Origin of the sequence: Hafnia sp., assembly GCF_036648275.1 — a bacterium.
GTDB classification, from domain to species: Bacteria; Pseudomonadota; Gammaproteobacteria; order Enterobacterales; family Enterobacteriaceae; genus Hafnia; species Hafnia alvei.
In genome coordinates, this window is record NZ_JAVXIQ010000006.1 from 85,592 (window position 1) to 111,089 (window position 25,498).

Genomic DNA, 25,498 nt, shown 5'->3' on the forward strand with positions numbered 1-25,498 from the left:
CAGAAGGGTTTTCATTAGCGGTCCTTAGCAACAAGCCAGTACAGCAGCCCCGCCAGTATCGGGTCGATAATCAGCCCGAGAATAAACCAGCCCCAGAATGAACGGCCGTTACCGGCGGCAATAAAACCTAGCAGCAGGGCCAGTCCGGCCCACAGCAGTATTAATGGCATACGCCTCCCTATGTATGTGACGAAGCCTGCGACTCATCGCATTGATTTAAAATAAGTAAATGAATAAATACAGCAATCCCTGAGGGATTCTATAACCTTCATTCAATAGGGGATAATGAATAAATCAGATCGGTTCGATCGACAAAATCGATCGTCGTTAAGCAAAATGACTTATCGATACAATCATTCTGGTTGTCCGGCAGAGAGGCGGTTAACTGAAGAAAAATCCCCACAGGGAGCGTGCCGCGCGGACGACAGTGTGTGTTACAGCCTGCAGTGCACTGCGAGCCACCTGCGGCAACGGAGCCAGGTCAATAATCTTATCGATAACGTCCACCACGGCATCGCCAAAGCTGTTGCGGGCGGTGCTGATGACGGCTTCAGTGCGATACCCGGTCTGCAGGTGCGGCACCAGCGGACTGCGGGCCTGCTCTGGGAGGTGCATTATCATCGCCTCCACCAGTTTAGCCAGCCGGTAACGCCCCCGGACTGAGACAGGCAGAATATCGGTTTCGGGGATGCTGAGTTGGCGGACCACCGCCTGTACCTTTTGTGCAATACGTTCAGCCTGCAGTGCCGATGGCTGAGCGCACGGCCAGTTCCATTGCTCTGCAGGTTCGGTTTTGTCCACCTGATTGAGTACCCACAACACTGGCGGCATAGGTCCGCTGAACTGCGCGAATACGTCCTGATAAAACTGCTCTTCAACCGCATAAGCTCGGTCATCGGCTTTGAGTACCCACAGCACCATATCGAGCTGGGGCATCAGTTCCCGGTAGAGTTCACGATATTCATCGTCTCGCAGCTGACTTTCGCCGACACCGGGTAAGTCGATAAGGGTCAGATAGTGAGAACCGAAGCGAAAGCGTACCTGCTGTTGCTGGCGGGTGCAGGCTTCCACGGCATTGACGGCACAGACTTCGCTGCGGAACAGGGCATTACAGAGCGACGATTTGCCAACACCGGTTTTTCCCATAATGCCAATCACCGGTTCATAGGTAACCAGTCGGGTGAGCTCAGCAATTAGTGACGCACGTAGGGCATGAGGATAACGCCGCAGATGGCGGCGAATAAGGGCATAGCCCGAGGGATATTTCATGATGGTTTCCAGATAGCAAAAAGGCCATCCGGGGTGGACGGCCTGATGAAGTGAAACGGGAGAGACTCAGTAAAGTGATATATAACTAAGTTTTTTTTACTTTTAGCCTTCTGCTTTTTTACGTTTTCCTGAAGGTGAGTAAGTAAAGTTATCTGAGAATACTTTAGCTCTTGAGCCAGGGATCGTGTTGTATTTCTGAGCCTGAAGGCGGAAAAATTGCTCATGCCTCTTACGGTCATTTTTTAATGGTTTAGGGCTGTTGTATTCATCAGCTGTCAGGAGGATTTTCCAGACGTCATCCCCCAGGGCATTATAAAGACTGGTTATCCCGGCTTCCGGGGCATGAAACATCAATCCTCTTACCTCGCTTCTGTGAGGTTTATGCTCATCATCAAATGCATAAAATACAGCCATTTCTTTTTCTTTGCCAGGGGAGCTACGAGTTGCCAGCCATTCGAACCAGATATCCTCAGCAAAATGAGCGTTTAGATCGTCGACATTGAAGAAAAAATTCACCAGGTAAAAAGGTTTGAAATTTTCGTCAATAAGAATGAGTCGGGTGTAGGCACAGGCCGGGTCATATTTGGCCTGTTGTTTTAATTTTTTCGTCATCTCATCAAAACGCCGCTGAAGCTCTTCCAGCGAAGTTTTCAGGGCATCATGAGAAAATATTTGGGTACGTGGATCTTCATGTTTCTTAATCCAGTCATCAGGAAGATAGAATGCAAATGGTAGCAGCGTAATTTTTTTGTGCTCAGCCAGCAGCGCTTTGTATTTTTCACACAGATAGCTAGCCGTATCCTCTTTATCAGCCACTGATTTTTTCAGCCATTCTTCCTGCTTTAACGTTAAATTAATATTAATCCTGCAGCGGTCTTTGCGCGGGAAATTAACTCTATGATAGGTTTCGTAGTCTTTTTTTTGTTCCAAATAGAGGTAGTCCAGGAAATCAAAAGGCATATTGCTTCTTTCAAGCCCTTTATCCGCTCGTAGCTTCTCTGCTTTTAGTGTCAGCAGGGTTTGAGGGTGGTCATTGCGGATTAAATTATCGTCAAAACAAATGAAGGTATACCGATCGCTAATTTCACCATAAGTTAACAATTTTACTTTACGGCCTGTATCTTTCTTGCGCAGCTCAAAGGCTCTTAGATCGCTCATCATATCCGACATTTCATTCTTCCCTCGCACAAGAAAATGATAATTATTATCACAATTGTCGTACTTAAATATTGTCCTGCCCTAATTTATTCTACGCTTAGAGCTGGCATTTTTTAAAGGGAAAATGTGTGGTTTTTAAGATAAAATCTTAGGTTTATTGTTGATAGTTAATAGGTTTTTTAGGTAATTAAAATGGAGGAAGGGAATACGTACTGGAGGGCTCATTGGCATCTTTCTGGATGCGTACTTTGCCTGATTCAGCGAAGTCACCATCAGCAATCTACCAATCTAGTCACTGCAAGCTGATGTATGTCAGACCAACCACAAATCATTCTTTACGTCAGTCTGCAATAATACGCTCACCTTCACTTGCAGAGTTCGATACTAGCAATTTGTTATAGACAGTATAAAAGCAATAGGAAGCAGAATGCCAATGACCCTGTTGCTAATGTGATTAATATCAAGCACAGAGAATGATCACGGGCACAATTTATCCAGACGTATCTAGCAGGAGAAATGAATTTAGGTATTATTATTGTTACTTAAAGAAGTGTATGACTTCAATGTATGACTTAAAGAAGTGGACTTAAACCACCTGAGCAGAAGTTAGCTCAACCTTCTCCTGTTCCATAAGATAATCCATCCCCTCACATCATGAACTATCACCCGGTTATCATCCATCAAGAACCGTTATAGATCACCTGAGTGATTCAAATCTGAAGATTCTCTCTCATCCAATGTTAACCACTTGAGAGAGCCCACATGACGTATCGAACCAATTCGAATTACACCATCAATGATGAATTATTCACTAACCTGACAGAACACATGGAACGGCTACGCGAACGGTACTCTGACGTTATCCCCCTGCGTATGGACTTTGCTTATAAGACGACCAGTAGACGTTATGCTGACCGTTACCGGGATCACTGGGATATGGACATGTATCGACTAGCGGAACGGATGCTGAGAATGGGTACAGTTATTGGCTATGCGTGGGTGATGGAGTTCACTTATCAGCATGGCCTTCACTTCCATGCGATATTTTATCTGGATGGTCAACGTAAGCGTAACTGTTACCGTTCTGCGCGGGTCATTGCTGAGCAGTGGCGAAGCATAACGGATGGTGAGGGGATATTTGAGAATTGCCAGAAGAAGGTTTACCACCAGGTTAATGGTGCAAGGTGCCTGCACTACTCTGACCGCAAAGGCTATCGAGATCTGGCATTTATCCTGAGCTATCTGGCTAAACAGGAGCAAAAAGAGGCGTTTGACCTCCCGGTTAGCTACTTAAGTGATGTACCGATTCGGAGCAGAAGGGGAAGGCCCCGAACCCAAAGAAGAAAATGAGCATCGTTAAAAAATTACGCCAGTGCGTCATCGTTTGAAGAAGTCTGCACCATCCATTTACCCGGCTTCTTCTCCCATATACTCAAGGAGAAAAAACGATGACCACACCCACCAGTCTTCTCAATGATAAATTCGTCGATATGGCGTTTATTTCCCAACTCACCGGTTTAACCGACAAATGGTTCTACAAGCTTATTCAGCTCGGTGAATTCCCAAAGCCGATTAAGCTGGGTCGTAGCTCCCGCTGGCTTGAAAGCGAGGTGGAAGTCTGGCTGCAGCAACGCATTGCAAGGTCCCGTCAATAATCTATCGAACGCAATCACATCTCCCACCTGATTTAAATCAACCCGTCGTATGACCTGCACTGCTGCCCTCCCCGGGACGACATACGCCTGCGCGTCATCCAGCAAAGGACCAATACTATGTACGCAAAATCCTTCTTAGCTCTCGATGGCAATCAACGCCTTACGGGCGCGACCACCGCACTGCTTTACCCTTACGACCATTATACCTGCCATCTCTGCGGCAGCCCGCTGCTGTTCCATCCAGAGTAGGACACAAACCGCCCATGGTTTGAACACTCATGGGATGAACTCACGGAGAACGGACGCCACCATTGCCCTTACGTGCAGTTTGAGCGTGCCGAAGCGAAACGTATTCGTCTGCTACGACGTTATGTTCATGATGCTCAGCCGCTGGTACGTAAGACTGACTCGCACTGTGCGGCATGCAACAGCGATTACCACGGTGAACGCTACTGCGTGAATTGCAGTACTGGTAACCACAGTACTGAAATCTACCAGAGCTGACCACCAGCCACTGGTCACGTGACTTCATACCTCTGCCGTCGCTCGGGCGAGGTATCACATTAGGAATATTTTTATGCAATTTCGAACTATTCGTACTGCCTTTGACCATCAGAGTCATGTTGTTCATGCCAGCAAGCTGTCACCTCGCTCCCGTGGTACCTGGTTCTGCCGCTCCTGTCGTAGTGCTCTTCGACTGTGCTGGACACACGACAACGGTGGGTACTTTGAGCATGACCTTGAAGACGCGGAAGAACTTAGGTTAACGCATTGTGCGTATCGGGTCATTTCTCAGGATAAACCGGTATCCGCTTTTGACCAGGCAGTGAATGCACTGCTGGAACGTGATGATGCACCATCTACCGTTCTCTTAAGAACGGATTATTTCTGCGTGCTCTGCCAGCGTGAATATTATGGCCTTCGGTGTTGCCCGGAGTGCGGACAGCATATTTACAGCACGGAGCTGAGGCTTAGGGATACCCTAACAGTGCCGGTGAGGTTTGCGAAATGAGGCGGGTTAGGCCACCAGAGGCACTGTGGCAACGACAGCATTCGTAATGAATTATCTATAGGCAGTCATGGAGATGATGGCTAATATCCTGGCTTCTTCAATGTGATATCATCAAATACGCAGGGTATTAAACTCATAAACGAAGCTCGGCGATTACCTTCTCCTAGCAGATCTTTACCAGAAAAATGTTTGTGGTGGGGCTACCATTCGATATTTGTCTGCTGTCCGCGGTGGGTTCAGCGCTGCGTTTTGTTAGCCTTTACCGAAGATAAGCATACGGGAATTTGTCACTTACTGGCGGAACATAATGGTGCCGATATACCAGAGAGAAAACGATGCACAGCCTCGGTCAACTTAGTGACCGTAAAATAGCTAATGTGCTACAACCGCCAGTCAATGCCAAAAAACGGTGGTAACTATTCCTTCTCGGGTGTCAGGGAATAATTACAGCCTGGTACAGGGCTCGCGTGACAGCGCCCCAGCGGTGTTCTGTTTAGAGGTTTATGCTGCTCAGAGTAGCTATATTGTTGAATTTGTTGTTCGGAACGCGCGTGCTTTTTAGCAGAGAATGGCAGCTCTGGCGATGTACTCTGAAAAGCCATAGCCTGAGTGGCGCAAAGGCAGAGTGCTGTTAGTAGGGCGCAGTGTGTGATTAATTTCATAAATATTCCGTTTTCCTTTACGTTTTGCATGCAGCGAGCATTAATTCAATATCTTCGTAACGGTTTTCTGTATCTGGCAGGTAATAGAAGTCAATTCCTATCACATCATTATTGCCCAATCTAATATCGACGTCCGCAATATTTTTTTGCTGAATTCCCTTCAGCAAATACCGGTCTGTATTACCTGGAAGCGTACCACTGGGAATTAATTTTAATCGCTGAGCTTTGCCGCATTCATGAGACACCGCTTAACATCAGGACGGTGTCGGTAAATCCAGGTGGCCCTCAGTTCCGGATGAATACCCATTTGGTCCAAACCGATACAGCCTGCTAATAATCCTTGAATTATGAATATGCAGGTTTAGAGTGGTAATGCTATTGTTTTATAACGAGTTTACCTATTGCTAACTTCGCTATGGGGCATGGGTGGGGCAAAGTCAGATAATTTCTGGTACAATATGGCTACTTGCTCGCTATTCGTTTCCTACATCCAAGCTCCATAAACTTGATAAACCATTTGGGCGTTAGTGTGACCCATTTCTGATGCAATGAAGTTTGGGTTAGCTCCAGCAGACAAAGACCAACATGCATACGTATGGCGGGACTGATACGCTTTACTATGTTTCAGTCCGGCGCGCTTTAACGCAGTACCCCAACTTTGGCTGATCGAACCTACAGAATAATGGTCTCCTAATCTGCCATTTGTGGCTGATACTGACGGTATGAATACAAACGTGCGTTTGTGAGTTATCTTCCTGCCATACTCTCCCTGAATTACTGAGATATCGTGCTGCTTGCTCAGTCTAGTTAGCTCTGACTGGTCGCGCAGAATTTCTATCGCCGGCCTTATCAAATTAATGGTTGTTTCTCCTGCGGCAGTTTTTGGAAGAGTAAACTCCCCCAATCTTTGCAAGATTTTGACGGACGGATAGTGTACCTGCTTTTAGGTCAATAGTCGCCGTACTTGGCTTGTTGGATATCGAGGATAGCTTTCATAGCTGCTCTTTCCGTTCGTTTAGGATGGCCTTTAATGATATGTCTCATAAACCTTCCAAATTTGGGCAATAAAAAACCCCGCCGGAGCGAGGTTATAATTCTTAAGAAGTAAATAAGCATGAAAGTCACAGTTGTTCATTCACTAGTAAATTAATTACTAATTATTAATGAGATTTTTTATAAATGGCTCCACTCAGTGAGTGTAGTTCAGAGTCGACTTTAGTTAGAGTTAAATCTCCCAGCGTTCCTTTAACAATGAGTTTATTTTCACCCTCTTTAAATAATAACCCGTCATATCCATTGTAATAGGTGTTATCTAAAAAGGTAACTCTAATATTATTAGCACCCTCATCTTTTAATACTGAAAATGAACATAAAGCAACACAGTTTTTATCAGTGTTTTTCCATTTTCCGAAAAGATTCCCCTCCTTTTCATAAACATTTCCATTGGTGCTATATATATACTTTCCCTTTTTTACGATTAGAAAATCGCCTAAGTTACCTTTCACTAAGTATTTGTTACGTTCAACTAAAACTAATGGGCCATTTGAACCTTTGTAGAAAGGCCCCTGATCAAATTCGACTATTTTGTCAGAGAATGCATTCTCTCTTTCTATAACTGTAAAACCACAAAGAACATCACAGTTACTGTCTTTGTTAATCCACCGCCCTAGCAGGTCATCTTCATTTGAATCGCAACCTGATATTAAAATTGCCAAAAGAAAAAACAAGAGAAATCTTATATTCATAACCTCAATCCATAAGTAACAGTATAACTTTCTCAATTTAGCATATTTAAAATTAGAGTTGTTCTGCTTTTTATCTACAGTTAGGTTTTGCAGATACTTGGAACTGTTATGCAAGTACAAATATATTAGTCTCCTCGATAAACACCTGCGGCCGTATAGTGATATGTATTCATCTCGTCGTGAGATTCATCACCTTTCGAGTAGTCGTGGAGCATGTGGGCTGGCAAAGGTGGGTTGAATGAAGCACCGCGGTTTCCCCGGAAATCGACAGACCATTCAAACCTTGATTTACCGCTAAATTGTGGGTTTGGCTCTCCTTCTCGGAGTTTTAGTAATAGCGCCATAACTCCAGCCACGATTGCTTTTTTCTCTTCTTCAAGACGAGTTTTATCAGGCAGGCCATTAGCCCGCTTATGTGTATTCATGGGATAGCCTGCTGAGAGTTAGATGCGGAAGATTGCGTGAGTAGGGTGCATTAAACCGATGGGAGCAAAAGGAATGTCGTCATCGAAGTTCATTGGAGGTTCGTCGTTGCGCTGCGGTGCTTGCTGCCCGCTTTGCTGGGGCGCTCTGTTCTGTGCTGGCTTGGATGATGAATCCTGCTTACCGCCGAGCATTTGCATAGTGCCGCCGATGTTGACGTGAATTTCTGTTGTGTATTTCTCGACTCCGGCCTGATCAGTCCATTTGCGAGTTGTTAACTTACCTTCGATATAGACCTGAGAGCCTTTACGCAGATATTCACCCGCAACCTCGGCTAGCTTGCCAAACAGCGCTACACGGCACCACTCTGTCTTTTGCTTCCTTTCTCCAGTTGATTTATCTTTCCATTGCTCTGAAACGCCTACCGACAAGTTAGCTACTGCACCACCATTCGGTAAGTATCTAACGGCAGGGTCTTGTCTTAAATTCCCAATTAAAATTACACGATTTGCCACAACCCTTAAGCTACCTTCCTAGTCTTGTTGTTGATGATGCTTCGAATGTTTTCAGGTGTAACGTTATTGATTAGTGCAAGGTTCTTTACAGTTTGAGAACCATTTCTATAAAGCTCCCTAATGCGGCATACCTGATCCTACGAAAGCTTTGCGTTTACGTTGCGAACACCTATAGCTTTGTTTTTTACAAATTATTGCCTTCCCTTGGTTACCATGTCGGTAAAGTTTGCTCTAGCATTTCCAAGTTGAAGACGAGATGGGTTACAGCAGGATGGGTTGTCACATGCGTGGCATACCATGTAACCTGAAGGTATTGGGCAATTCATCAATTCCCATGCGATCCTATGAGATAAGCAGTAGCGCTCTGGAACTCTTAAGTTTCCTGACCCCGTTGGTTTTTTTGCACCTTACCAGTTCCAACACTCACGCATAGTACGAACATCAACCTTGCACCAAAAGAACTCAGCTTGTTCTGGGGTTATGTCCATCTACGCCGCCTTTTTTAGCTCTGTAAAACGATGTTTAAAAACATCCACACATTTGGTTTGATGCTCTGCTGATGATGAAAGTGCATTCCATATGGTTTTGTATATCCCTTGTAGCTCTGCCGCACTCTGGCAGTCGGAGGCCTGAGCAGTGAAATCAGCTAGAATCTGTTCTAACGTCATTGGAGAAGGATGATGAATCTGACTGTCAGGGTCTTGAACTGTTTCCTCTGTTGGTATGCAGAAAGCTTGGAGTGCAGCGTATTTGTAGGCGATAGACATGGCCTTGTTCGTTGCTTTGTCTCCGCTATCCATAGCTTCGCCATATGTGGTTACCGTGTGGTTGAGTCATCCACAATAGCTACAAAGTCGAATTCAGCTTTAACTACTACACAAAAGAGAACGCCGCCTTTAGCTGTAGTGCGCTCGGTTACAGTACGCTCGATGATTCTTGGAAGGATTACTAGACCATGTTTAGCAAGGGCAGGAAATAGTGTGTTGTAAACATCATCAATTCCTCGGAACTGAAAACTTTGCTGCTGGTTACGCTTATCTTTTGAAATCCCGACTTCTGACATATTCTTTGCTACGGCTGAGATTGCCTTATAAACAGCGCTCATGGTCACCTCGTATTATTCGTTGTTCCTGCTGGCCAGTGCGGTGACCCGCCACGGCTTCTAGTTGAGTAATCTGGTCGCTCATCACCGGAATCATCTCGGGGGAACGCATCCACTGGATTAGCTGCTAATCCAGTGGGTCTATTGTTTGGTTCATGCTGCCACCTGTTTTTCGCTAACGTTGTAACCGAGTTCGTTCAAGTATTCGAAAACGGCCGCCATATCGAGTTGAGTCATAATCTCTTTTGTATCTGTTTCACCGAAGAGAGCGGCATTTTCAGCAATCACTCGCATTTCTCCTGCTCGGTCACAGCATCTGGTGGGGGAAGCTGGCAGAGGTAAGAATGTTTTCTTTGTGATGCTGCATGCGAAGACGATGATTTGTTGTGGTAGCATCCATGACGGTGCCACCCGCGATAGCTAATTCCATCGTGAATACTCCTGTTTGATTGTTGATTTCATTGCAAAACGCCTACGCTTTGCGATGAATTAGTTCGTTTAGATACGGTATATCAACGCTTTATGAATATCCGACTAAAGCACAAAATCGGTGGGGAGATTAGTTGGTATTATTGCCGCCTATCCTAGAAGACTTGTCATATATGGACATATGAGCTTTCCCGACTTGAACATGCCACCCCCCGCTCAAGTCGGGATTTTTTTTGCCTGAAATTTGGGTATAAAAAAGCCCCTAGCGAGAGGGGGAGAGCGTGTCAGCTATAACCAGAATAGTCATTCTCCGGTTACGAGCGTGATTACTCATAGCAGATGATCAGTGAATACTTGCTAGGTGTATTACTTGGTAGTCTGGGGATACCCACCGAAATGGTTATTCGACGCACCACCATCTTGATCAAAAAATGTAGTACCAGCACTCGTTGGCGACAAAATATCGTTATCGGTCATTCCTACACCGCTAGCGCCTATTCCATATGAGCCAATTTGCAGCGCGCTAGTCGCTTTATTAACGGTTTCTTTTAAACCGACGTTTGATAGAGCAAGGCGCATAGAAAGAATGGCTCATTTAAAAAGTCGCAGAGGCGAAAATGAGTAAAATCGGCTATATGAGGGTGTCAACAAATGACCAAAACGTCGAATTACAGCGAAATACATTAGTTAGTGCAAATTGCGAGCATATTTTTGTAGATGAAATGAGCGGAATAAAGGCAGTTAGACCCGGATTAAAAAAATGTTTAAAACATTTGAAAGCGGGCGATTGTCTTGTCGTTTGGAAACTGTATCGGCTGGGGCGGAGTGTAAAAAATTTAGTTGAGTTGATTTCGGAACTTTGCGAGAGAGAAGTTCAGTTTTTAAGCCTTACAGATAGCATTGATACCGGCACCGCTATGGGCCGGTTTTTCTTTCATATAATGAGTGCGCTCGCTGAAATGGAACGCGAGCTGATTGTGATAGCAGGGATTGAAGCGGCAAGAGCGGAGGGCAGGATTAGAGGACGGCGGCGGATAATGACGCCCGAGACGATTGAACGAGCGAGGCGCATTTTGGCGAATGGTGCCACACGGCAACAAACAGTGGATGTATTAGGGGTCAGTATCAAGACTATCTATAAATATCTAGCAGTTTCAGTAGGATATTCTTGATTTAAATTTGCGACGGTCCGTATGCTAGAGACCGACGCAGTGACAATACTAGTGGATCGTTAATGCGTTTAAGTGATTCAGATGGATATTGTCACGCGCGGATACTATACGAAACTAATTATTCATCAATTAAAAAGCCTGAGAATGGATTTCTCAGGCTATATATTGAGCACTCAAGTAAAGGGTATTAACGAATGGTCAATGACCCAGCAAAATGAGATCTTGAGGAGCGTAAGCATTGGGATCACCTACACAGATTACGCACTTTGCTGTCCGTACTTTCTCTAGTTAGATTTTCGTCATTAATGGCCTTAATTACCATGAAGTTATCTGTGCCATTTTCCATAACACTAGTGCTTACCCGTAAGCATTTCTCTTTCTATCAGAAGCAATGTTCACTGGTATTCTCCTTAAGTCGGAATAAAATTTAATCTTTAGCTAAGAGGTTATTTTCATAATTGCAGTTAGCGGAATGGATTATCTAGAGGCACTTCAGCATCTGGCTGGTGCGTAATTCTATTGCGGAGGTCACGTCTAATCATTTCGATAGCCCAAAACCAGACGATATGACCAAAAAGCTCAGAAATATATTCATCAGCAGGAAGCATCGAGAGTGAAGGCGTTAATCCAAGTAATGGAAAGCTAATCCAGTGCACTGCGATTGTAGCAACAATACCGGCTAAAGCTCCTTGCCAGAGTTTAACTTTTGGGAATATCTCGGCAACAACACAATAGCCAATAGCGAATATCAACGAGAAGATGATATGAGTAACCATTACTGGATTAATAATGTGTTCAGAGAAGGTATAGACAGTAGCTGTTGGATCAATGCCTAAGTAATCTCTAAGAAAGAGAAATGGCGGGTTAAATTCATCACGACCGCCACTAAATGTTCTAGGGGGTAACGGTACTTCTGCGCCCCATTTTACAAACGCGGACATGATACCTGCGATGACACCAACAAAAACAGCAACACCATATTTACGGCGAGTTGGGTCTGTCCTCATCAACAAATCAGTTACTTTCATTCGTCATCCCTTCACAAAAGTTTATAAGTATTTTTATTGTTTGATTAAATATCAAGCACTGACAGCTTAACCGATTTAGCAAGCGTTGTTTAGTATGTTTATTTATACAGTTGTATTTATTTAATCAGCAAAAAGCCGTCATCAAAGAAACCCGAGTTCTGATGCTCGATCCCAGCATCAACATAATCTATCGCTATCTTGAACGCCTTCATCAGTTCCTCAGCCTTATCTCGTCTCATCACTATCTTCTGGGCTAGGAACTTTACTATGGCTATCCAATTACTGCCGATGCTGTGTCTTGCAAAGCTGGAAAATTACGACGATGTCACGTTAGCGGATGAAGAAACAGGATTTGAAATTTTCGGGTTAGCGACATATATCGTTAATGACATGTCGATGAGCTAGCTTGATTACAACCCGTGTATGTGGTTTGGATGAGGCATATATGGGGCAAAAAGTTACCGCAAACCACCTTAGAGCACAGTAATGCTTTTCGATACTTTGCGGTAATGCAGTGCCTAAATCTAAAAATAGTGTACATAACTACAGTGCTGAATACCCATGCATCACATTAAAAGCATCCCGATAAGCCGCATCATTGACATAGCGAAACCTATAAACAAAAGTCATACTAAGCCGATGGTATACTTGACTAACTCAATAAAAAGTTAATGGAGGATATTAAAAATGAGCCATGTACAGACCCCATCACTCTTTTGTTAGTCAGGACAATTGTGCAAAATGATGAGTAATTTTCAATTTATCATTATCACTGAGCGAGACTGAACCAAACTACTCGTCCGTTTAATTTCTATGTTCAGGATAGCAAGACATCACAACTCCAATGGTAGCCCTCCTCAGCTAAGAGTCTCGCTCATAACTATTACTGCAGTTCATTACCGCACTTGACTAAGTGAGAATAGGTGCCGCTCACGCAAATACTTTACCAGCGGCGCTGGCGGGCAATTACGAGCCAGTAATGAAGCCCACAGATTCATTACTGGCTGTATATACTTGAAAAAATATTGATAACCCGCGCATAGGTAGTTATGGTCCGCTGCTCCCGATGATGAACGCGCAAAGCGGTGCTTTGGACATCCCCCTTGGCAGACAAAGCAAAAATGGCAGGCCTTGCAGTCGTCGGAGAGGGTTAACTTTTTTGCCAGGCCAAACGAGATTGCGGCTTCACTGTTATTGATGACATCGATACTACGTTGATGGATATTTCCCAGAAGATGTTCAGGATACACATAGTGATCACAATTATAGAGGTCACCGTTCGCCTCTAAAGCAAAAGCATGCCCACAAGTTTCGGCATGAACGCATAAAATGGCTGGCTGCCTAGACCAGGCCGCCATGACAACATCAAACATTTGCACAGAAATATGGCCAATATCACGACGAATCCAGACGTCAAATATCTGACTAAGAAACTCGCCGTACTGCTTAGAAGGGACTGTCCAGGGGGCAAGATTCGCTTTCTGTATTTCAGGGAGCACTAACTTGAGCATTGGATCCGGTTCTGTACTCACTCGCTCAACCAGCGGAATGAATTGCATGTAGTGTGAGCCATTAAGTCGCAGAAAGTCATAGACCTCAGTGGCGTGGGCGACGTTATGTCGTCCCACTACTGTCAATGTATTGAAATCTATTTGGAAGCGACGTAACAGCAACAGCGCTTTCATTACAAACTGGTGGCTGCCTTTACCTGAATAGCTGACACGATACCGATCATGTAAGTGTTCTGGTCCATCAATCGACAGCCCTACCATAAAACGATGTTGCGAGAGAAACTTTGCCCATTCTTCGTTTAGTAAAATCCCGTTAGTTTGTAATGTGTGAGTTATTTTTACCCCTTGGCCATAACGCTGGCACAGCTGGATAACACGTTGAAAAAAGGGAAGACCTAAGAGCAAAGGCTCACCTCCTTGCCAGGAGAAAGTTACTGGTTGGGAGTGCTGTGCCGCAATATGCTGTTTAACATACTCTTCCAGAGTCTCCTCAGACATTTTCCAGTGTTGCTTACGCTGTGGGTACAACGACTGCTTTTCTTGGTAGAAGCAATATTTGCAATCAATGTTGCATTTTGCACCACCGGGTTTAGCCATAACATGACATTGCCGGTACATAGTATACCCTCTATATAGTTAATCTCTAATTAAACGATGCACTCTCTCCGGGTCGAGGTCCCACCGAATACCATGTAGGAGAGGGATCCAGCTTCCATCATCTTTTCCTGCTATTTCTTTTGAAAATAAAATATTAAGCTTTTCGTTCAGGGTCATAATTAACGAGACATTCTGTTGATTAGTTGCCAGATTGTTCATTTCAAGGGGGTCTAACTTCAGATCATAAAGCTCAATATCATTAAGATTGAAAAGTGTATCTGGGGTTTTGGGGGTGTGATGTTGTTGCAATGAAAAATAGCGCGTAAACTTATAACGTCCATCATACATCATCCGGATGCCACCTCTTTTCTTGAGGTCCGGCGACAATATAGAAAAACGCTTTTGCTTTTCTTCTTTACTTAACGTCTCATCTCTGATGATTTTAAACATATTGCCAACATAGGTAGCATCAGAAAACAACAACATATCGTAGCAATACAAAATACCTGTTCTTATAGAATCAATAGTTGATGATTCCGGATTAAACAGTAATGAGCTAAAGTCATATCCTTTGCGGTTTTTTAAGGTAGAACTTTTTGCTTTATTTTGACTTCCTGTCAAGCCTGCCAAAGTGGGGGTAATATCTAAATGAGATGTAAGTGCAGCACACTTTCGACCACCAGGGAATGCGGGGTGACTGATTATCAATGGAACATGGACCTGTTCTTTGTATGTACAGGTGCCTTTGCCATTCATTTGATGAGCACCGCATAGCTCACCATGGTCGGCAGTATAAACGATGATAGTATTTTTCGTTAAATCTAGCGCATCTAACTCCTCTAAAATCCTGACCAACTGAGTATCATTATCACGGATACAATTAAAGTAATAATCTTGGAGAATTCTCCAGCGATTATCCTGATCAGCAATGTTTCCGACTAGCAAGCCATTACACAGCTGATACTCAAGATGCGCTGGGGGCCTGCCACGCTGACTAAACGCCTGATGTCTGGTGGGTGCTAGGGGAACTTCGGGCCATGAGGCCATATAAATCGTATTCTTTGGAGCTTTATTTGGAGTTGAAGAATTACTGTTCAGTATTAAAGCGCCTTTCCATTGGTTTTTATCGACGTCAGTATCTGTATCTATGTACATGGTATCGTGAGGGTTAACAAAATTCACCGCCAGAAACCAAGGTTTATTATTATGTTGCAATTCACTACCTTTATCTCTCAACCAGTTTATTGCTTCTCCTGCCGTGAGTTCATCATATAAGTAACCACCATGACTATGCCCTATAATATCGCCAACTCCGGTATAATCGTTAAAACCATATCCCTCCATAATTTCATGAAGTTTGACTCTGGGGATCATACCTAGGTCAGTACTGCCATCAGCATTTTTAGTTACAGGATCTTCCATTAACGTACTTAAATGCCATTTTCCTTTATACGCTGGGTAATACCCGACTTCACTCATAACATTACCAATGGTACCTAATTCAGGATCAAGGCTATCAGGCATCCACGGGAAACCTGGATTATCGAACATTTTGGTCTCTGGCATATGCAAACCGGTATATAATACCGAGCGTGAGGGGGTGCAAACGCTACTACAAATATGATGATTGGTGAAGGTTGTGCCAGAATCCATTAAGCGTTCTCGTCCTGGAACGGGGAATGGATAAGGATCAAAGTAATGTTCCTGATCTGAAGTAATGAGGAGGATATTAAAACCTTCGGGAATTTTATCTGGCATCTTTCTACTAAACTGATAGTTATATCTATGGGATGGTACGTTTCCTAGTTGTTGATTTTTACTTTCAAAAGTGGTTGCATCCATCTTTTGTGCTAATGCTTCAGGTGTGGAAACTAATGTTGCTGCAGTAATAGCACCTGAACCTAGCAAGAAATTTCTGCGGGAAATGTTATATTTAGTTGTCATAAAAAACCTCTATTCTTGAACGTCGTGATAAATAAAGCTATGACATTTTTAACCCAAGATGAAGCCATATTTAGTAAGATATTGTTTGATTATACTTAACTTTACCAAAATATATTTTTTGATCGAGACTTGGTGAGGTTTAGTATCATTACATTTATTTTTGTGAGTACCTATAGCAATGATTTAACTTTCGATATTAGGAAATAATACATGAACTAAAAGACAGAGTTGTACTACCTTAAAATACTCAGTGTTATGTTTCATTAACTGAAACTTAACAATTTAAACTAATTTTTAGAATTTACTATTGAATATATCTAGTTAAAATCTTGAATATTTAAAACAATGTTTATGCGATGGGTAGTTATTCTGATTTTAATGAAAAGGCGAGTTAGCGTGAAATCCCTATCACTACTTTACAGTACCAGTGGGTATCAATCCCACATATCATGCGATTGCATCTCAACTTAAACATTATGTTTTTCAGTAATAAATTCAAAATATTATGATATTTTTTTATTCAGGTCTATTCATATATATTATAAAGTGGATTCAGTTGTTGATAGCCCAAGATAACAACAAATTATAGAGTTCAGAATACGCCACCCCATGTCTTCGATGGGGCGTGCCAGATGCATTGCGGCGTTGGGGGTAGCATAAATATACAATTTCTTAAGTTTAAGCTGACGCTTTTTAAGTGCATGAAACGTATAGGGCTTAAAATCAATGGTGCAGTCTTTTCTAATAATACAGCAATAATTAAAATAGCATTATATTAAATATTTTGAATACACAGCACAGCAGAATTAGTGATCATCGTACAATACGAATACAGCTTATCGCCTTTAACTTACGGTTCACATTTAATGAGTTGCTAGCAAAACCGTGTTAACCTGCTAAATCATGCTACATCTCACACAGTAAGGCTATTTCTACCAGTGATAGCTTATGCCGATATCTAATTTGTTTGAACGATCAATCCAAGTGATATTATTCCTTGCGTTATTTATTTTATAATCAGCAAAAAATTGCAAGTTCCTATTAAAGTGGTAGCTAAAGCCAACTTCCTCATAATCGAGAAGATTCGTAGAATTGCCAGAAACTGTTTGAGACAAACGAGTATATCCAATATTAGGTTGTAGTGTTTCAGTTAGCATATATTTAGCCAGCACCTCATAGCTAAAGGATGCTGTGTTGTTGCAGCAAGACTGCGGGCTAATAGCGTTGTTACTCTGGGTTAATACAGCAGCAAGATAAGTTCTTCTGCTGTTGTAACTAACTCCTTCCGCGTAGGTATTTATTTTTTTCTTATAGCTGGATTCTTTTTGTTGGTTAAAGGTCGTTGCTGAAGACGATGCTGAAAATATAGCACTTAACTCTGGTGTAAAGGACCAAGATAGGGAAGCAGAAACGCCATTACCATTCTGTTGTTTTAAAATACGGTCTTCATTATTACTTTTAAACTGATACTGCAACTCCATCTTAAGATGATGATTTAAAACAGTTAATCGCTTGCGCCAAGTTATAAGATTAAGGGCGCGTCCACGCATGAAATTATCGATATAGTTATATGACATTTCCCGAAACAAAGGAGACCGATCAGTCAGTGAAGTAACATCATACAGCAACCCCCAGTTTCGGCCAATATCTAGGCTTCCCCAGTGTAAATTATCAACCCCTAAGTATGCAAGACGAGTTGCATTTCTGGTGGAATCCGATATGCTGACCGTATATTCCCAATTGGCATAAGCTTGCCAATCTTTTGTAATATCTCTCTTTCCGATTAGTCCAAAATATAAATAGCTGCGATCGCCATCGTCCTTGACATTGTTACTTATAAATCTTCTGGCAATTATAGTTCCATAAAAATCAAGTTTTTTTTCATCTTGGTTCACTAGATTAATCGAATAAGCACTTTGAGAAAAAAGTAGCGTTATTGCTAAAAGACATTGATATTTATAACGTGAAATCATACTAAAGAGCCCATTAAAACTGAAACCACATTAATTTCAGCTTGAGATTTATTGGGAAATATGCTCACTACTTATTTAAATGATAGTAATTCTTTTACATTAATGAATTTTTATTTTTAAAATAGCTAATAACTCCATTTGTAATTGCTAGAGCTATTTTGTAACGAAAGGCCGACGTGCCCAATAACTTTTCTTCTGCGGGGTTAGTGATGAAAGACGTTTCAACAAGTATAGATGGTATATAGGGGGACTTTAGCACGATAAATGCAGCTTGCTCTGTCTGATTTGAATGCATGTGGTGAATGGGTGAAATATGATGAACAATATGCGCCCCTAGCATAAGACTTTCTTTGATAGTTTGAGTCTGTGCTAAATCGAAGATTGTCTCGTTAAGGTACTTATCTTTATAAATGACTTTATTACCGGCAATGTCATCCGAGCCATTCTCACTTTTGGAAAGGTATTTCGCCATTGCACTACTAGCTCCACGAGATGAAAGAGCAAAAACTGAGGCTCCATGAGCAGTGGGACTTGTAAATCCATCTGCATGAATGGACATAAGTAGATCGGCTTGATGAAAGTGTGCCATTTGGACACGATCATAGAGAGGGATAAAAGTATCATCTGATCGTGTCATAAATGCATCAATTCCATGCCTCTTTAATAATGCCTGAACTTTAATGGCTATATCCAAAACAACATGTTTTTCCATCGAACCTTTGTGACCAATTGCACCGGAATCAATTCCACCATGTCCAGGATCTAGCATTACCCTATATTTTGTATGGGAATGATGTTGAGAGCGCGGGCGAGCTAATCGCTTATGTTGATTTGCACGAGCCAAATTAGGAACAAGAATATTCGATACAATAGCCGCGCAACCAGCAAGAATTAGTCTTCTCCGAGTAGTTTTGCTATTCAATATAAAAGCCTCATACCACTTGTGTTTGGTGATGTTATAACGTATCGATATAGCCAAGGGCGAGGCATTTTATGTAATTTAATGTTACTAGAAATTATGTGGTGTCTTTAGCTAAAACAGTGATTAAATTGATATAAAACAGATAATTATAAGATTCTCATATATTGATACAGATATTTTCAAATGATAATAACTCTCAACTCAATTGTTATGTTATAACGTTATACATCATGTGAATTGAATTGTAAGTCAGGGCGATGCTGTTGTTCATTTATTAGATCTAGGAAGGAAATATGACGACCAAAAATATTAAAAATGAAAAGCTAAACATTCTTGCCATACTGGCGGTTTCACTGAGCACAGTCATTGCTGTGTTGGACAGTACGATTGCTAATGTTGCTTTGCCAGATATAGCAAAAGATTTTGGCATTTCCGAGTCATCATCCATTCTGGTCATTAATGCCTACCAGTTTGCAATAATTTCCTCATTATTGGTTTTTGCTGCGCTTGGCAGAAAAGTAGGAAACAAACGCATCTTCACTCTTGGTGTGTTTCTTTTTGCGTTCTCGTCTCTGGGATGTGCTCTTTCACAAACCTTGAATACACTGACATTCTTTCGTGCTATTCAAGGTATTGGCGCTGCCGCGATCCTGAGCGTCAATGCGGCATTAATAAAAACTATCTATCCATCCAAATTACTAGGACGTGGTTTAGGTATTAATGTCATGGTGGTGTCTGTTTCAGCTGCAGCAGGCCCCTCTATTGCATCAGTAATTCTCTCTATAGCGAGTTGGAATTGGTTGTTTACCATTAACGTTCCTATTGCATGCACCTCTTTACTCCTTTGTATGATATCTCTTAAATCAACTAAAAATACTGAAAATCGATTTGATAGCGCAGGGGCTGGACTTGTTTTTATGACATTTATTTCATTCTCATTATTCATGCTGGGGGTAACTAATAATAATCGTACGGAGGTTTATTTAGGCGTGGTTTTACTTGCGGTGTTAGCAATAACCTTTTATGTAAATCAAAATATAAAAGGCGATAGCGCATTAATCCCTATGACAATATTTCATAATAAAACATTTTCACTATCCCTATTGATGTCAATGTTATCATATAGTACACAACTACTAGCATTTGTCTCTCTGCCGTTTTATTTCCACAATGTCTTAAATCGTGGTGTTGTCGAAATCGGCATGCTATTGACAGCATGGCCTCTGGCAACTATGTTGACATCTATCGTAGCTGGGGAGGTTATAAAAAAAATCAATCCCAATCTGGTCGCAATATCTGGATTATTTTTGCTCTCAGTAGGGACAATGCTCATGGCATTATTATCGAATGAACCATCTAATATCCAGATAATCTGGCGAGTTGCTATTTGTGGCTTCGGATTTGGGTTATTTCAGTCTCCAAATAACTATCTTATTTTGACATCTATTTCTGACAAACATAGCTGTATAGCCAGTGGCTTATTAGGTAGCTCACGACTAATCGGACAAATTATTGGTTCCGCCTTAGTAGCAATATTTTTCAACTTCTACGGAAACTACGGCACAGTTATTAGTTTATTTACTGGAGCATTTTTTTCGCTACTATCACTGACCGTAAGTTACTACCGTTTTAAATCCAATAAGAAAAAAATAATCTTACAAAAAATCGCATGAAAATATTAATGAAATCAATCATCTTAAAAGATAGGATACTCGTAGTACTATTTCCCAATATACTCTGGTTTTCTAATGCACAACTACGGAAGCTTTATAATAAATCAACGTTAAATTAGTTTTTACAAAACTATTTCCATTGTACAAACAAGTGTAATTTTAGATGTAATACAGCTTAAATATTTATGTGAGATTAACTTATTTTGAAAAAGCGTATGAATTACGATGACTAGTACCCATGTACATAATCAAAAGGATTTTAATAGAAATAAACCTTACACACCTTGTGGATAACATAATGGTATATTACATTTTCTCTGCACCAGTTATCATAACTATGTCGCGAACTATAATGCATTCTGACATTGTAATAAAAGATCTTGTATAGCCTATAAAAAAACAACCCTATTCTTAGTATAAGTGAATGAGCGAAAAACTATGCCTAATAATAAAATAATTTCATTATTTATTTTATCATCTGTACTTACCATTCCGATGGTTAGTTACGCACATGATATCCAAAAAAAACAGCCTGCTACTGATTTAATAAACAGTGTGAATAATACTTCATTAAAATTCAACCGGATAGTTATTACTGGCAACTGCCCGTTCAGTGTAATCATGGCTAATAATGAAGCATACAAGCATGTCATAGGTGTCGGACCATGGGCATTTTTACATTCCAACATGAAAATACTTCAGGACATGAAGCCAGATATAAAAAGAATCACCACTGCATTTATTAACAAAGACTATGTTGTGAATATAGAATCTTTACTTAATATACATCCAGATTTAATTTTTTATTACGGAAAGAGCCAAGATGATGGTTTGGAACGTATAGGTGTACCTACGATTAATCTCGATGCTGGAGGTGACTCGAAATACAAGCCTATGAAAACTCAGATTTATTGGGAAGATACTTTTAATCAAACACTTGGTTTACCACCTAGTCACAAGTTTTCTAATGCATGGAAAGCAACGTTTCTTGAGGTGAAACCATATGTTGACAAGATTAAGTTGAAAAATATTCGCGCTTTGTACCTCGAGCAAAGTGATGGGAAACAGCTTAAAGTTAGTGGGCCAAAAACTTATGGAGATACATATCTAAAAATGGTTGGACTAAAAAACGTAGCAAGTGATCTCAAAGTGAAAGGAGACGCTGGCAGGTATATTAACGTATCAATGGAACAAATTATCAAATGGGACCCAGATGTTATATTTGTTGTATTTGGTAGTGCTAAAGATATCTTAAATAACAAAAGCCCTGGACAAGATTGGCATAATATAAAAGCTTTTAAAAATAAAATGATTTTTTCTACGCCCATAGGTATACATAATTGGGGAGGATTATCAGCAGAAACGCCTCTTTTACCAATATATATGATTAATAAGATTAATCCTATATATATCAGTGATGCTAAAGTGAAAGAGGTAACACGATCATACTATAAAAAGCTATTTAACTATGCGGTGCCTGATGCACTTCTTGATGAAGAACTTAGTCAGAAATAATTAGATACCGCCATTGAAGTTAACTATCAATAATTATTGGTAAGGTAACCATGCAGACAAAAGAAAGATACCTTTTGGTGATGGGTTTATTGGTTGTTTTGTTGTTATCAATATCAATAGCATCACTTTTTATCGGCCGTTATTCATTGTCTTTCGTCGAAATGATAAGGCAGTTGTTACATCAAAATATTCCTAATTATTTGAGCCCTGGATCTTCCATTATATATAATCTTAGACTACCAAGAGTAATCGCGGTGATGATGGTTGGGGCAGGTCTATCGGTTGCGGGGAGCACCTATCAAGCAGTATTACGCAATGCATTAGCTAGTCCGGATGTGCTAGGTACCTCTTCTGCTGCAGCATTTGGCGCAGCCTTAGGTATTTTGCTTGGTCTTCCATTGCAGTTCAGCACTTTTTCTTCCTTCTTATTTAGTATTATTAGCCTTTTTTGCGTACTAGGGCTTTGCCAACTTAAGAGGAGTCATGGGGAGCTAACAACAATCTTATCAGGTATTATTGTAGCTTCAGTTTTTATGTCTTTTATCTCTATAATCAAATATGTGGCAGACCCGCAAGACGAGCTACCCGCGATTGTCTTCTGGATGATGGGCAGTTTTGCATCTGTTGTAAAAGGTCAAGTTTATGGACTAATACCCCTATATGCTATTTGCTACCTCGTAATCTACAGATTACGTTGGAAAATAAACGTATTGTCACTTGGGGATGACGAGGCTAGAATTGCTGGAATGAATCCTCTGTGGCTGAAATCTATTTTATTGATCGCAGCTTCAACAATGGTTGCTGCGTCAGTAACGATTGCAGGTATCGTGGGATGGGTTGGCTTAGTAATCCCACACTTGGTAAGAACGCTGGTTGGTTATAATCATGGAAAGTTGATTCCTGCATCCGCTTTATGTGGGGCTTTATTCTTACTAGTGATTGACAATATCGCTAGGACTCTGACTTACGCAGAAATTCCAATTGGTATTTTAACCGCTCTTATTGGTGCCCCTCTGTTTGCCGTGCTTTTCATTATGAGTAATCGATATGATCGAACTGAATAACCTGACATTTGCTTTCAAAGGAAAGGTTAATACTTTTGAAGGCATTACATTATCTTTAAGCAAAGGTGAAGTGCTCTGTGTATTAGGGCCGAATGGTGTGGGGAAAACTACACTACTTAAAACTATTCTTGGCCTTTATCAGCCAACTAATGGTTATTGTCATATAGAAGGAATTGACGGTAGAAGAGCTCGGCTTGCATATATCCCCCAGGCTAAACGTATTAATTTTTCTTATACTGTGCTTGATTTTGTCTCATTCGGTCGTCCTCTCTGTGGCAAGTTGCTTGCTTCCCCGGAAGCTAAGGATATTGAAAAAGCTCAACAAGTACTTTCGGATCTAGGAATTTCCTACTTAGCCCAAAAAGATGTCAATCATATCAGCGGCGGTGAGTTACAGATGTGCTACATCGCCAAAGCATTAGTTTGCGAACCTGATATTGTAGTATTAGATGAGCCGGAGTCTAATCTTGATTTTAACAATCAAGCTCGCATTATTAATCTATTATACGAATTATCAAAAGAGAAAACCGTTACCATCATCCTAAATACGCATTTCATTAACCATGCAAATTTTATTGCAGATAAATGTTTGCTAATGGGAAGAAACGGTTACTTTTTTGGTAATACAAAAAACGCTCTGCAAGAGAATCTTTTAGAAGCTTATTTCCATGTTTGCATAAAACGTTGTCCTTTTGAGCATAAAGGTGAACAGAAAGAATCATATGTAATCATGCTTTGAAATATTACTAATTAATTAGTAGGTCAGGAGTTTGTACGCCCCCTCTCTTCTTACGAGGTGTCAGCAGTTCGGCAATATCAAAGTGGCAATGAAGAAATTCACTGTACGCTGACTGACGTAATATAACAATAAATGAATTCATCAATACTTGAGTAACTTAACTCTGCTTTAGTACAAGCTGATGACTCAAAACCTAAGAGGGCCACATGTTACAAGAAAGTAAAGCTGGCTTGCTTAAATATGGATTATAGTAATAGTAGCTTTCTAATTTATAGTGGGAGTAAACATCGACTGGAGTTAATTTAAGTTCGATAACATTTCGATTATGAAAAAAATATTAATTATAAAACAAGGACAAGGATATTAAAATTCTACAAGACTGAGTACCTTAAATGCGATCTGGCAGAAACATATTTCTTTAATACTGTCACTGCCAGATCAACTGCATTTTACTATCTAAAAAATCTAATGTTTTTCGCATTATGCATTGACATTAACAACATTCAGGAACCATAAACAGAAAGAAGTTCGTTAGCCGCCAATTGGCCAAGTGCATTGGCTGCAAAAGGGCTATCCCCTGTAAGTACCTTACGATCCTTAAAAACGCGTCCTTTAACATCTTCATTAATAATATTTACCCCCATTTGCTTGAGAGCCTCTCCAAAATACCATGTGAGGTGACCTGGCATATATCCTATGTCAGGTGTTTGCTTATCAGCTGAATCAGGGAATGCACAAATCGAATAACCTTTGAGGGGGTTATAGCCATTGCGCAGTGAAAGGAATGCTGCTGGGCCATGGCAAAGAGATATCACGAAGCGTTCATTGTTCATGAACCAGCGAATAATATCAGCTACTACGCTGCTTTCTGGTAGTCCTATCAAAGCGCCGTGACCTCCAGGAATAAACACTGCTGCATATTCACTGTGTTCGTGAAGGCCACTTAAAATATCAGACAGTCTCCTAGGGGTTTGGAACTTACCTCTATACTGACTGAAAAATGGCATAATTACTTCATCTTTATGTGGCATCGCCCAGTATTCGAACTTGGCCATATAGCCTGATATTGTCGCAATTTCAAAATCGAAACCGGCAGCGTGCATATGATACATTGGAATAAGTGTTTCAACAGGATGATTTCCCGTTGAGAATAAAGCACCACTATCAGTCATCAGGTAACGCTCATCTGCAGCGATAACAAGTACTTTTCTCTCTCCAGTGTGAGGACTAGAATAGTTGTAGCCGCTTAGATCAGATACAGGGCTAGTAAACTGGTTAAGAGAATAGTCAGAGGGGAAATATGCGTTTTCTTCAGCATGGTCCACTTTCGGATTTAAACTTTTATCATCTGTCATTACGTATTCCTCATTGTTTGGTGTTAGGTCTCTTC

26 protein-coding genes and 3 pseudogenes are annotated in these 25,498 nt (G+C 41.2%); 10 read left to right on the top strand and 19 right to left on the bottom strand.

Going from position 1 to position 25,498, the window contains the following annotated elements:
- Positions 1–14: 14 nt before the first annotated feature.
- The 3 genes from RSC70_RS07835 to RSC70_RS07845 form a co-directional block, all read right to left on the bottom strand.
- Positions 15–170, bottom strand: coding sequence for a hypothetical protein (locus tag RSC70_RS07835; RefSeq protein ID WP_332542167.1), 156 nt, complete (start codon positions 168–170; stop codon positions 15–17).
- 211 nt (positions 171–381) lie between these two features.
- Entirely contained in the window at positions 382–1,269 is an 888-nt protein-coding gene (locus tag RSC70_RS07840) for a GTPase family protein (protein ID WP_332542168.1), read from the bottom strand.
- A gap of 102 nt (positions 1,270–1,371) precedes the next feature.
- Entirely contained in the window at positions 1,372–2,439 is a 1,068-nt protein-coding gene (locus RSC70_RS07845; protein WP_332542169.1) for a hypothetical protein, read from the bottom strand.
- Between the two features lie 750 nt (positions 2,440–3,189).
- On the opposite strand from RSC70_RS07845, the gene RSC70_RS07850 reads away from it, so the two are divergent.
- From RSC70_RS07850 to RSC70_RS07865, 4 genes and pseudogenes are all read left to right on the top strand, one after another.
- Positions 3,190–3,777 carry a hypothetical protein gene (locus RSC70_RS07850; protein WP_332542170.1) on the top strand — a complete coding sequence of 196 codons (588 nt, stop codon included), beginning with the start codon at positions 3,190–3,192 and terminating at the stop codon, positions 3,775–3,777.
- A 98-nt stretch (positions 3,778–3,875) separates the two neighbouring features.
- Positions 3,876–4,082, top strand: a complete 207-nt coding sequence (locus RSC70_RS07855; protein WP_332542171.1) for a helix-turn-helix transcriptional regulator — start codon at positions 3,876–3,878, stop codon at positions 4,080–4,082.
- A gap of 117 nt (positions 4,083–4,199) precedes the next feature.
- Positions 4,200–4,586: pseudogene (locus RSC70_RS07860) on the top strand (putative zinc ribbon protein).
- 73 nt (positions 4,587–4,659) lie between these two features.
- Positions 4,660–5,094: a putative zinc ribbon protein gene (locus RSC70_RS07865; RefSeq protein ID WP_332542172.1), complete on the top strand. Its 435-nt coding sequence runs from the start codon at positions 4,660–4,662 to the stop codon at positions 5,092–5,094.
- Between the two features lie 1,056 nt (positions 5,095–6,150).
- On the opposite strand, the pseudogene RSC70_RS07870 reads toward RSC70_RS07865, so the two are convergent.
- From RSC70_RS07870 to RSC70_RS07905, 9 genes and pseudogenes are all read right to left on the bottom strand, one after another.
- A pseudogene (locus RSC70_RS07870) lies at positions 6,151–6,709 on the bottom strand (tyrosine-type recombinase/integrase); the annotation flags it as partial.
- Between the two features lie 207 nt (positions 6,710–6,916).
- Positions 6,917–7,501, bottom strand: a complete 585-nt coding sequence (locus tag RSC70_RS07875) for a hypothetical protein (protein WP_332542173.1) — start codon at positions 7,499–7,501, stop codon at positions 6,917–6,919.
- A 125-nt stretch (positions 7,502–7,626) separates the two neighbouring features.
- Complete coding sequence (locus tag RSC70_RS07880) at positions 7,627–7,926, bottom strand: hypothetical protein (protein WP_332542174.1); 300 nt, start codon at positions 7,924–7,926, stop codon at positions 7,627–7,629.
- Between the two features lie 18 nt (positions 7,927–7,944).
- Positions 7,945–8,439: a single-stranded DNA-binding protein gene (gene ssb, locus RSC70_RS07885; RefSeq protein ID WP_332542175.1), complete on the bottom strand. Its 495-nt coding sequence runs from the start codon at positions 8,437–8,439 to the stop codon at positions 7,945–7,947.
- A 191-nt stretch (positions 8,440–8,630) separates the two neighbouring features.
- Positions 8,631–8,780, bottom strand: a complete 150-nt coding sequence (locus RSC70_RS21030; protein WP_442904272.1) for an HNH endonuclease signature motif containing protein — start codon at positions 8,778–8,780, stop codon at positions 8,631–8,633.
- Positions 8,781–8,927: 147 nt separating this feature from the next.
- Positions 8,928–9,544: pseudogene (locus RSC70_RS07890) on the bottom strand (ERF family protein).
- 150 nt (positions 9,545–9,694) lie between these two features.
- Positions 9,695–9,829 carry a hypothetical protein gene (locus tag RSC70_RS07895; RefSeq protein ID WP_332542176.1) on the bottom strand — a complete coding sequence of 45 codons (135 nt, stop codon included), beginning with the start codon at positions 9,827–9,829 and terminating at the stop codon, positions 9,695–9,697.
- Positions 9,830–9,848: 19 nt separating this feature from the next.
- Entirely contained in the window at positions 9,849–9,971 is a 123-nt protein-coding gene (locus tag RSC70_RS07900) for a hypothetical protein (RefSeq protein WP_332542177.1), read from the bottom strand.
- A gap of 365 nt (positions 9,972–10,336) precedes the next feature.
- Positions 10,337–10,549 carry a hypothetical protein gene (locus RSC70_RS07905; protein ID WP_332542178.1) on the bottom strand — a complete coding sequence of 71 codons (213 nt, stop codon included), beginning with the start codon at positions 10,547–10,549 and terminating at the stop codon, positions 10,337–10,339.
- A gap of 38 nt (positions 10,550–10,587) precedes the next feature.
- Here RSC70_RS07905 and RSC70_RS07910 point away from each other — a divergent pair, with 38 nt between their 5' ends.
- A complete protein-coding gene (locus RSC70_RS07910) occupies positions 10,588–11,142 on the top strand; it encodes a recombinase family protein (RefSeq protein WP_332542179.1) in 555 nt (184 codons plus the stop codon).
- Positions 11,143–11,606: 464 nt separating this feature from the next.
- On the opposite strand, the gene RSC70_RS07915 is transcribed toward RSC70_RS07910, so the two are convergent.
- Positions 11,607–12,170 carry a YagU family protein gene (locus tag RSC70_RS07915; RefSeq protein WP_332542180.1) on the bottom strand — a complete coding sequence of 188 codons (564 nt, stop codon included), beginning with the start codon at positions 12,168–12,170 and terminating at the stop codon, positions 11,607–11,609.
- A 116-nt stretch (positions 12,171–12,286) separates the two neighbouring features.
- On the bottom strand, positions 12,287–12,409 hold the full coding sequence (locus RSC70_RS07920) for a hypothetical protein (RefSeq protein WP_332542181.1): 123 nt from the start codon (positions 12,407–12,409) through the stop codon (positions 12,287–12,289).
- Positions 12,410–12,437: 28 nt separating this feature from the next.
- On the opposite strand from RSC70_RS07920, the gene RSC70_RS07925 reads away from it, so the two are divergent.
- The gene (locus RSC70_RS07925; RefSeq protein WP_332542182.1) at positions 12,438–12,575 is read left to right on the top strand and encodes a hypothetical protein; all 138 of its coding nucleotides are present in this window, start codon (positions 12,438–12,440) and stop codon (positions 12,573–12,575) included.
- Positions 12,576–13,066: 491 nt separating this feature from the next.
- On the opposite strand, the gene RSC70_RS07930 is transcribed toward RSC70_RS07925, so the two are convergent.
- From RSC70_RS07930 to amiA, 4 genes are all read right to left on the bottom strand, one after another.
- Positions 13,067–14,299: an anaerobic sulfatase maturase gene (locus RSC70_RS07930; RefSeq protein WP_332542183.1), complete on the bottom strand. Its 1,233-nt coding sequence runs from the start codon at positions 14,297–14,299 to the stop codon at positions 13,067–13,069.
- 18 nt (positions 14,300–14,317) lie between these two features.
- Positions 14,318–16,222 (bottom strand): sulfatase-like hydrolase/transferase, encoded by a 1,905-nt coding sequence (locus RSC70_RS07935; protein WP_332542184.1) that lies wholly within the window; start codon positions 16,220–16,222, stop codon positions 14,318–14,320.
- A gap of 932 nt (positions 16,223–17,154) precedes the next feature.
- Positions 17,155–18,195, bottom strand: a complete 1,041-nt coding sequence (locus tag RSC70_RS07940; RefSeq protein WP_332542185.1) for a porin — start codon at positions 18,193–18,195, stop codon at positions 17,155–17,157.
- A 94-nt stretch (positions 18,196–18,289) separates the two neighbouring features.
- Entirely contained in the window at positions 18,290–19,117 is an 828-nt protein-coding gene (amiA, locus tag RSC70_RS07945) for an N-acetylmuramoyl-L-alanine amidase AmiA (RefSeq protein WP_442904267.1), read from the bottom strand.
- A 293-nt stretch (positions 19,118–19,410) separates the two neighbouring features.
- Between amiA and RSC70_RS07950 the strand changes: the two genes are divergently transcribed.
- The 4 genes from RSC70_RS07950 to RSC70_RS07965 all read left to right on the top strand — a co-directional run bounded on the left by RSC70_RS07950 (position 19,411) and on the right by RSC70_RS07965 (position 24,108).
- Complete coding sequence (locus RSC70_RS07950) at positions 19,411–20,790, top strand: MFS transporter (RefSeq protein ID WP_332542186.1); 1,380 nt, start codon at positions 19,411–19,413, stop codon at positions 20,788–20,790.
- Between the two features lie 438 nt (positions 20,791–21,228).
- Entirely contained in the window at positions 21,229–22,305 is a 1,077-nt protein-coding gene (locus tag RSC70_RS07955; protein WP_332542187.1) for an ABC transporter substrate-binding protein, read from the top strand.
- Positions 22,306–22,355: 50 nt separating this feature from the next.
- Entirely contained in the window at positions 22,356–23,369 is a 1,014-nt protein-coding gene (locus tag RSC70_RS07960; RefSeq protein ID WP_332542188.1) for a FecCD family ABC transporter permease, read from the top strand.
- Positions 23,353–24,108, top strand: a complete 756-nt coding sequence (locus tag RSC70_RS07965) for an ABC transporter ATP-binding protein (RefSeq protein WP_332542189.1) — start codon at positions 23,353–23,355, stop codon at positions 24,106–24,108. The genes RSC70_RS07960 and RSC70_RS07965 overlap by 17 nt, the downstream gene beginning before the upstream one ends.
- A gap of 503 nt (positions 24,109–24,611) precedes the next feature.
- Here the strand turns inward: RSC70_RS07965 and hchA are convergent.
- A complete protein-coding gene (gene hchA, locus RSC70_RS07970; protein ID WP_332542190.1) occupies positions 24,612–25,463 on the bottom strand; it encodes a glyoxalase III HchA in 852 nt (283 codons plus the stop codon).
- Positions 25,464–25,498: the final 35 nt, after the last annotated feature.

Coding starts and splice junctions, on each gene's coding strand:
- RSC70_RS07835 (WP_332542167.1), bottom strand. CDS start 170: ATGCCATTAATACTGCTGTGGGCCGGACTGGCCCTGCTGCTAGGTTTT.
- RSC70_RS07840 (WP_332542168.1), bottom strand. CDS start 1,269: ATGAAATATCCCTCGGGCTATGCCCTTATTCGCCGCCATCTGCGGCGT.
- RSC70_RS07845 (WP_332542169.1), bottom strand. CDS start 2,439: ATGTCGGATATGATGAGCGATCTAAGAGCCTTTGAGCTGCGCAAGAAA.
- RSC70_RS07850 (WP_332542170.1), top strand. CDS start 3,190: ATGACGTATCGAACCAATTCGAATTACACCATCAATGATGAATTATTC.
- RSC70_RS07855 (WP_332542171.1), top strand. CDS start 3,876: ATGACCACACCCACCAGTCTTCTCAATGATAAATTCGTCGATATGGCG.
- RSC70_RS07865 (WP_332542172.1), top strand. CDS start 4,660: ATGCAATTTCGAACTATTCGTACTGCCTTTGACCATCAGAGTCATGTT.
- RSC70_RS07875 (WP_332542173.1), bottom strand. CDS start 7,501: ATGAATATAAGATTTCTCTTGTTTTTTCTTTTGGCAATTTTAATATCA.
- RSC70_RS07880 (WP_332542174.1), bottom strand. CDS start 7,926: ATGAATACACATAAGCGGGCTAATGGCCTGCCTGATAAAACTCGTCTT.
- RSC70_RS07900 (WP_332542177.1), bottom strand. CDS start 9,971: ATGGAATTAGCTATCGCGGGTGGCACCGTCATGGATGCTACCACAACA.
- RSC70_RS07905 (WP_332542178.1), bottom strand. CDS start 10,549: ATGCGCCTTGCTCTATCAAACGTCGGTTTAAAAGAAACCGTTAATAAA.
- RSC70_RS07910 (WP_332542179.1), top strand. CDS start 10,588: ATGAGTAAAATCGGCTATATGAGGGTGTCAACAAATGACCAAAACGTC.
- RSC70_RS07915 (WP_332542180.1), bottom strand. CDS start 12,170: ATGAAAGTAACTGATTTGTTGATGAGGACAGACCCAACTCGCCGTAAA.
- RSC70_RS07920 (WP_332542181.1), bottom strand. CDS start 12,409: ATGAGACGAGATAAGGCTGAGGAACTGATGAAGGCGTTCAAGATAGCG.
- RSC70_RS07925 (WP_332542182.1), top strand. CDS start 12,438: ATGGCTATCCAATTACTGCCGATGCTGTGTCTTGCAAAGCTGGAAAAT.
- RSC70_RS07930 (WP_332542183.1), bottom strand. CDS start 14,299: ATGTACCGGCAATGTCATGTTATGGCTAAACCCGGTGGTGCAAAATGC.
- RSC70_RS07935 (WP_332542184.1), bottom strand. CDS start 16,222: ATGACAACTAAATATAACATTTCCCGCAGAAATTTCTTGCTAGGTTCA.
- RSC70_RS07940 (WP_332542185.1), bottom strand. CDS start 18,195: ATGATTTCACGTTATAAATATCAATGTCTTTTAGCAATAACGCTACTT.
- RSC70_RS07950 (WP_332542186.1), top strand. CDS start 19,411: ATGACGACCAAAAATATTAAAAATGAAAAGCTAAACATTCTTGCCATA.
- RSC70_RS07955 (WP_332542187.1), top strand. CDS start 21,229: ATGCCTAATAATAAAATAATTTCATTATTTATTTTATCATCTGTACTT.
- RSC70_RS07960 (WP_332542188.1), top strand. CDS start 22,356: ATGCAGACAAAAGAAAGATACCTTTTGGTGATGGGTTTATTGGTTGTT.
- RSC70_RS07965 (WP_332542189.1), top strand. CDS start 23,353: ATGATCGAACTGAATAACCTGACATTTGCTTTCAAAGGAAAGGTTAAT.
- hchA (WP_332542190.1), bottom strand. CDS start 25,463: ATGACAGATGATAAAAGTTTAAATCCGAAAGTGGACCATGCTGAAGAA.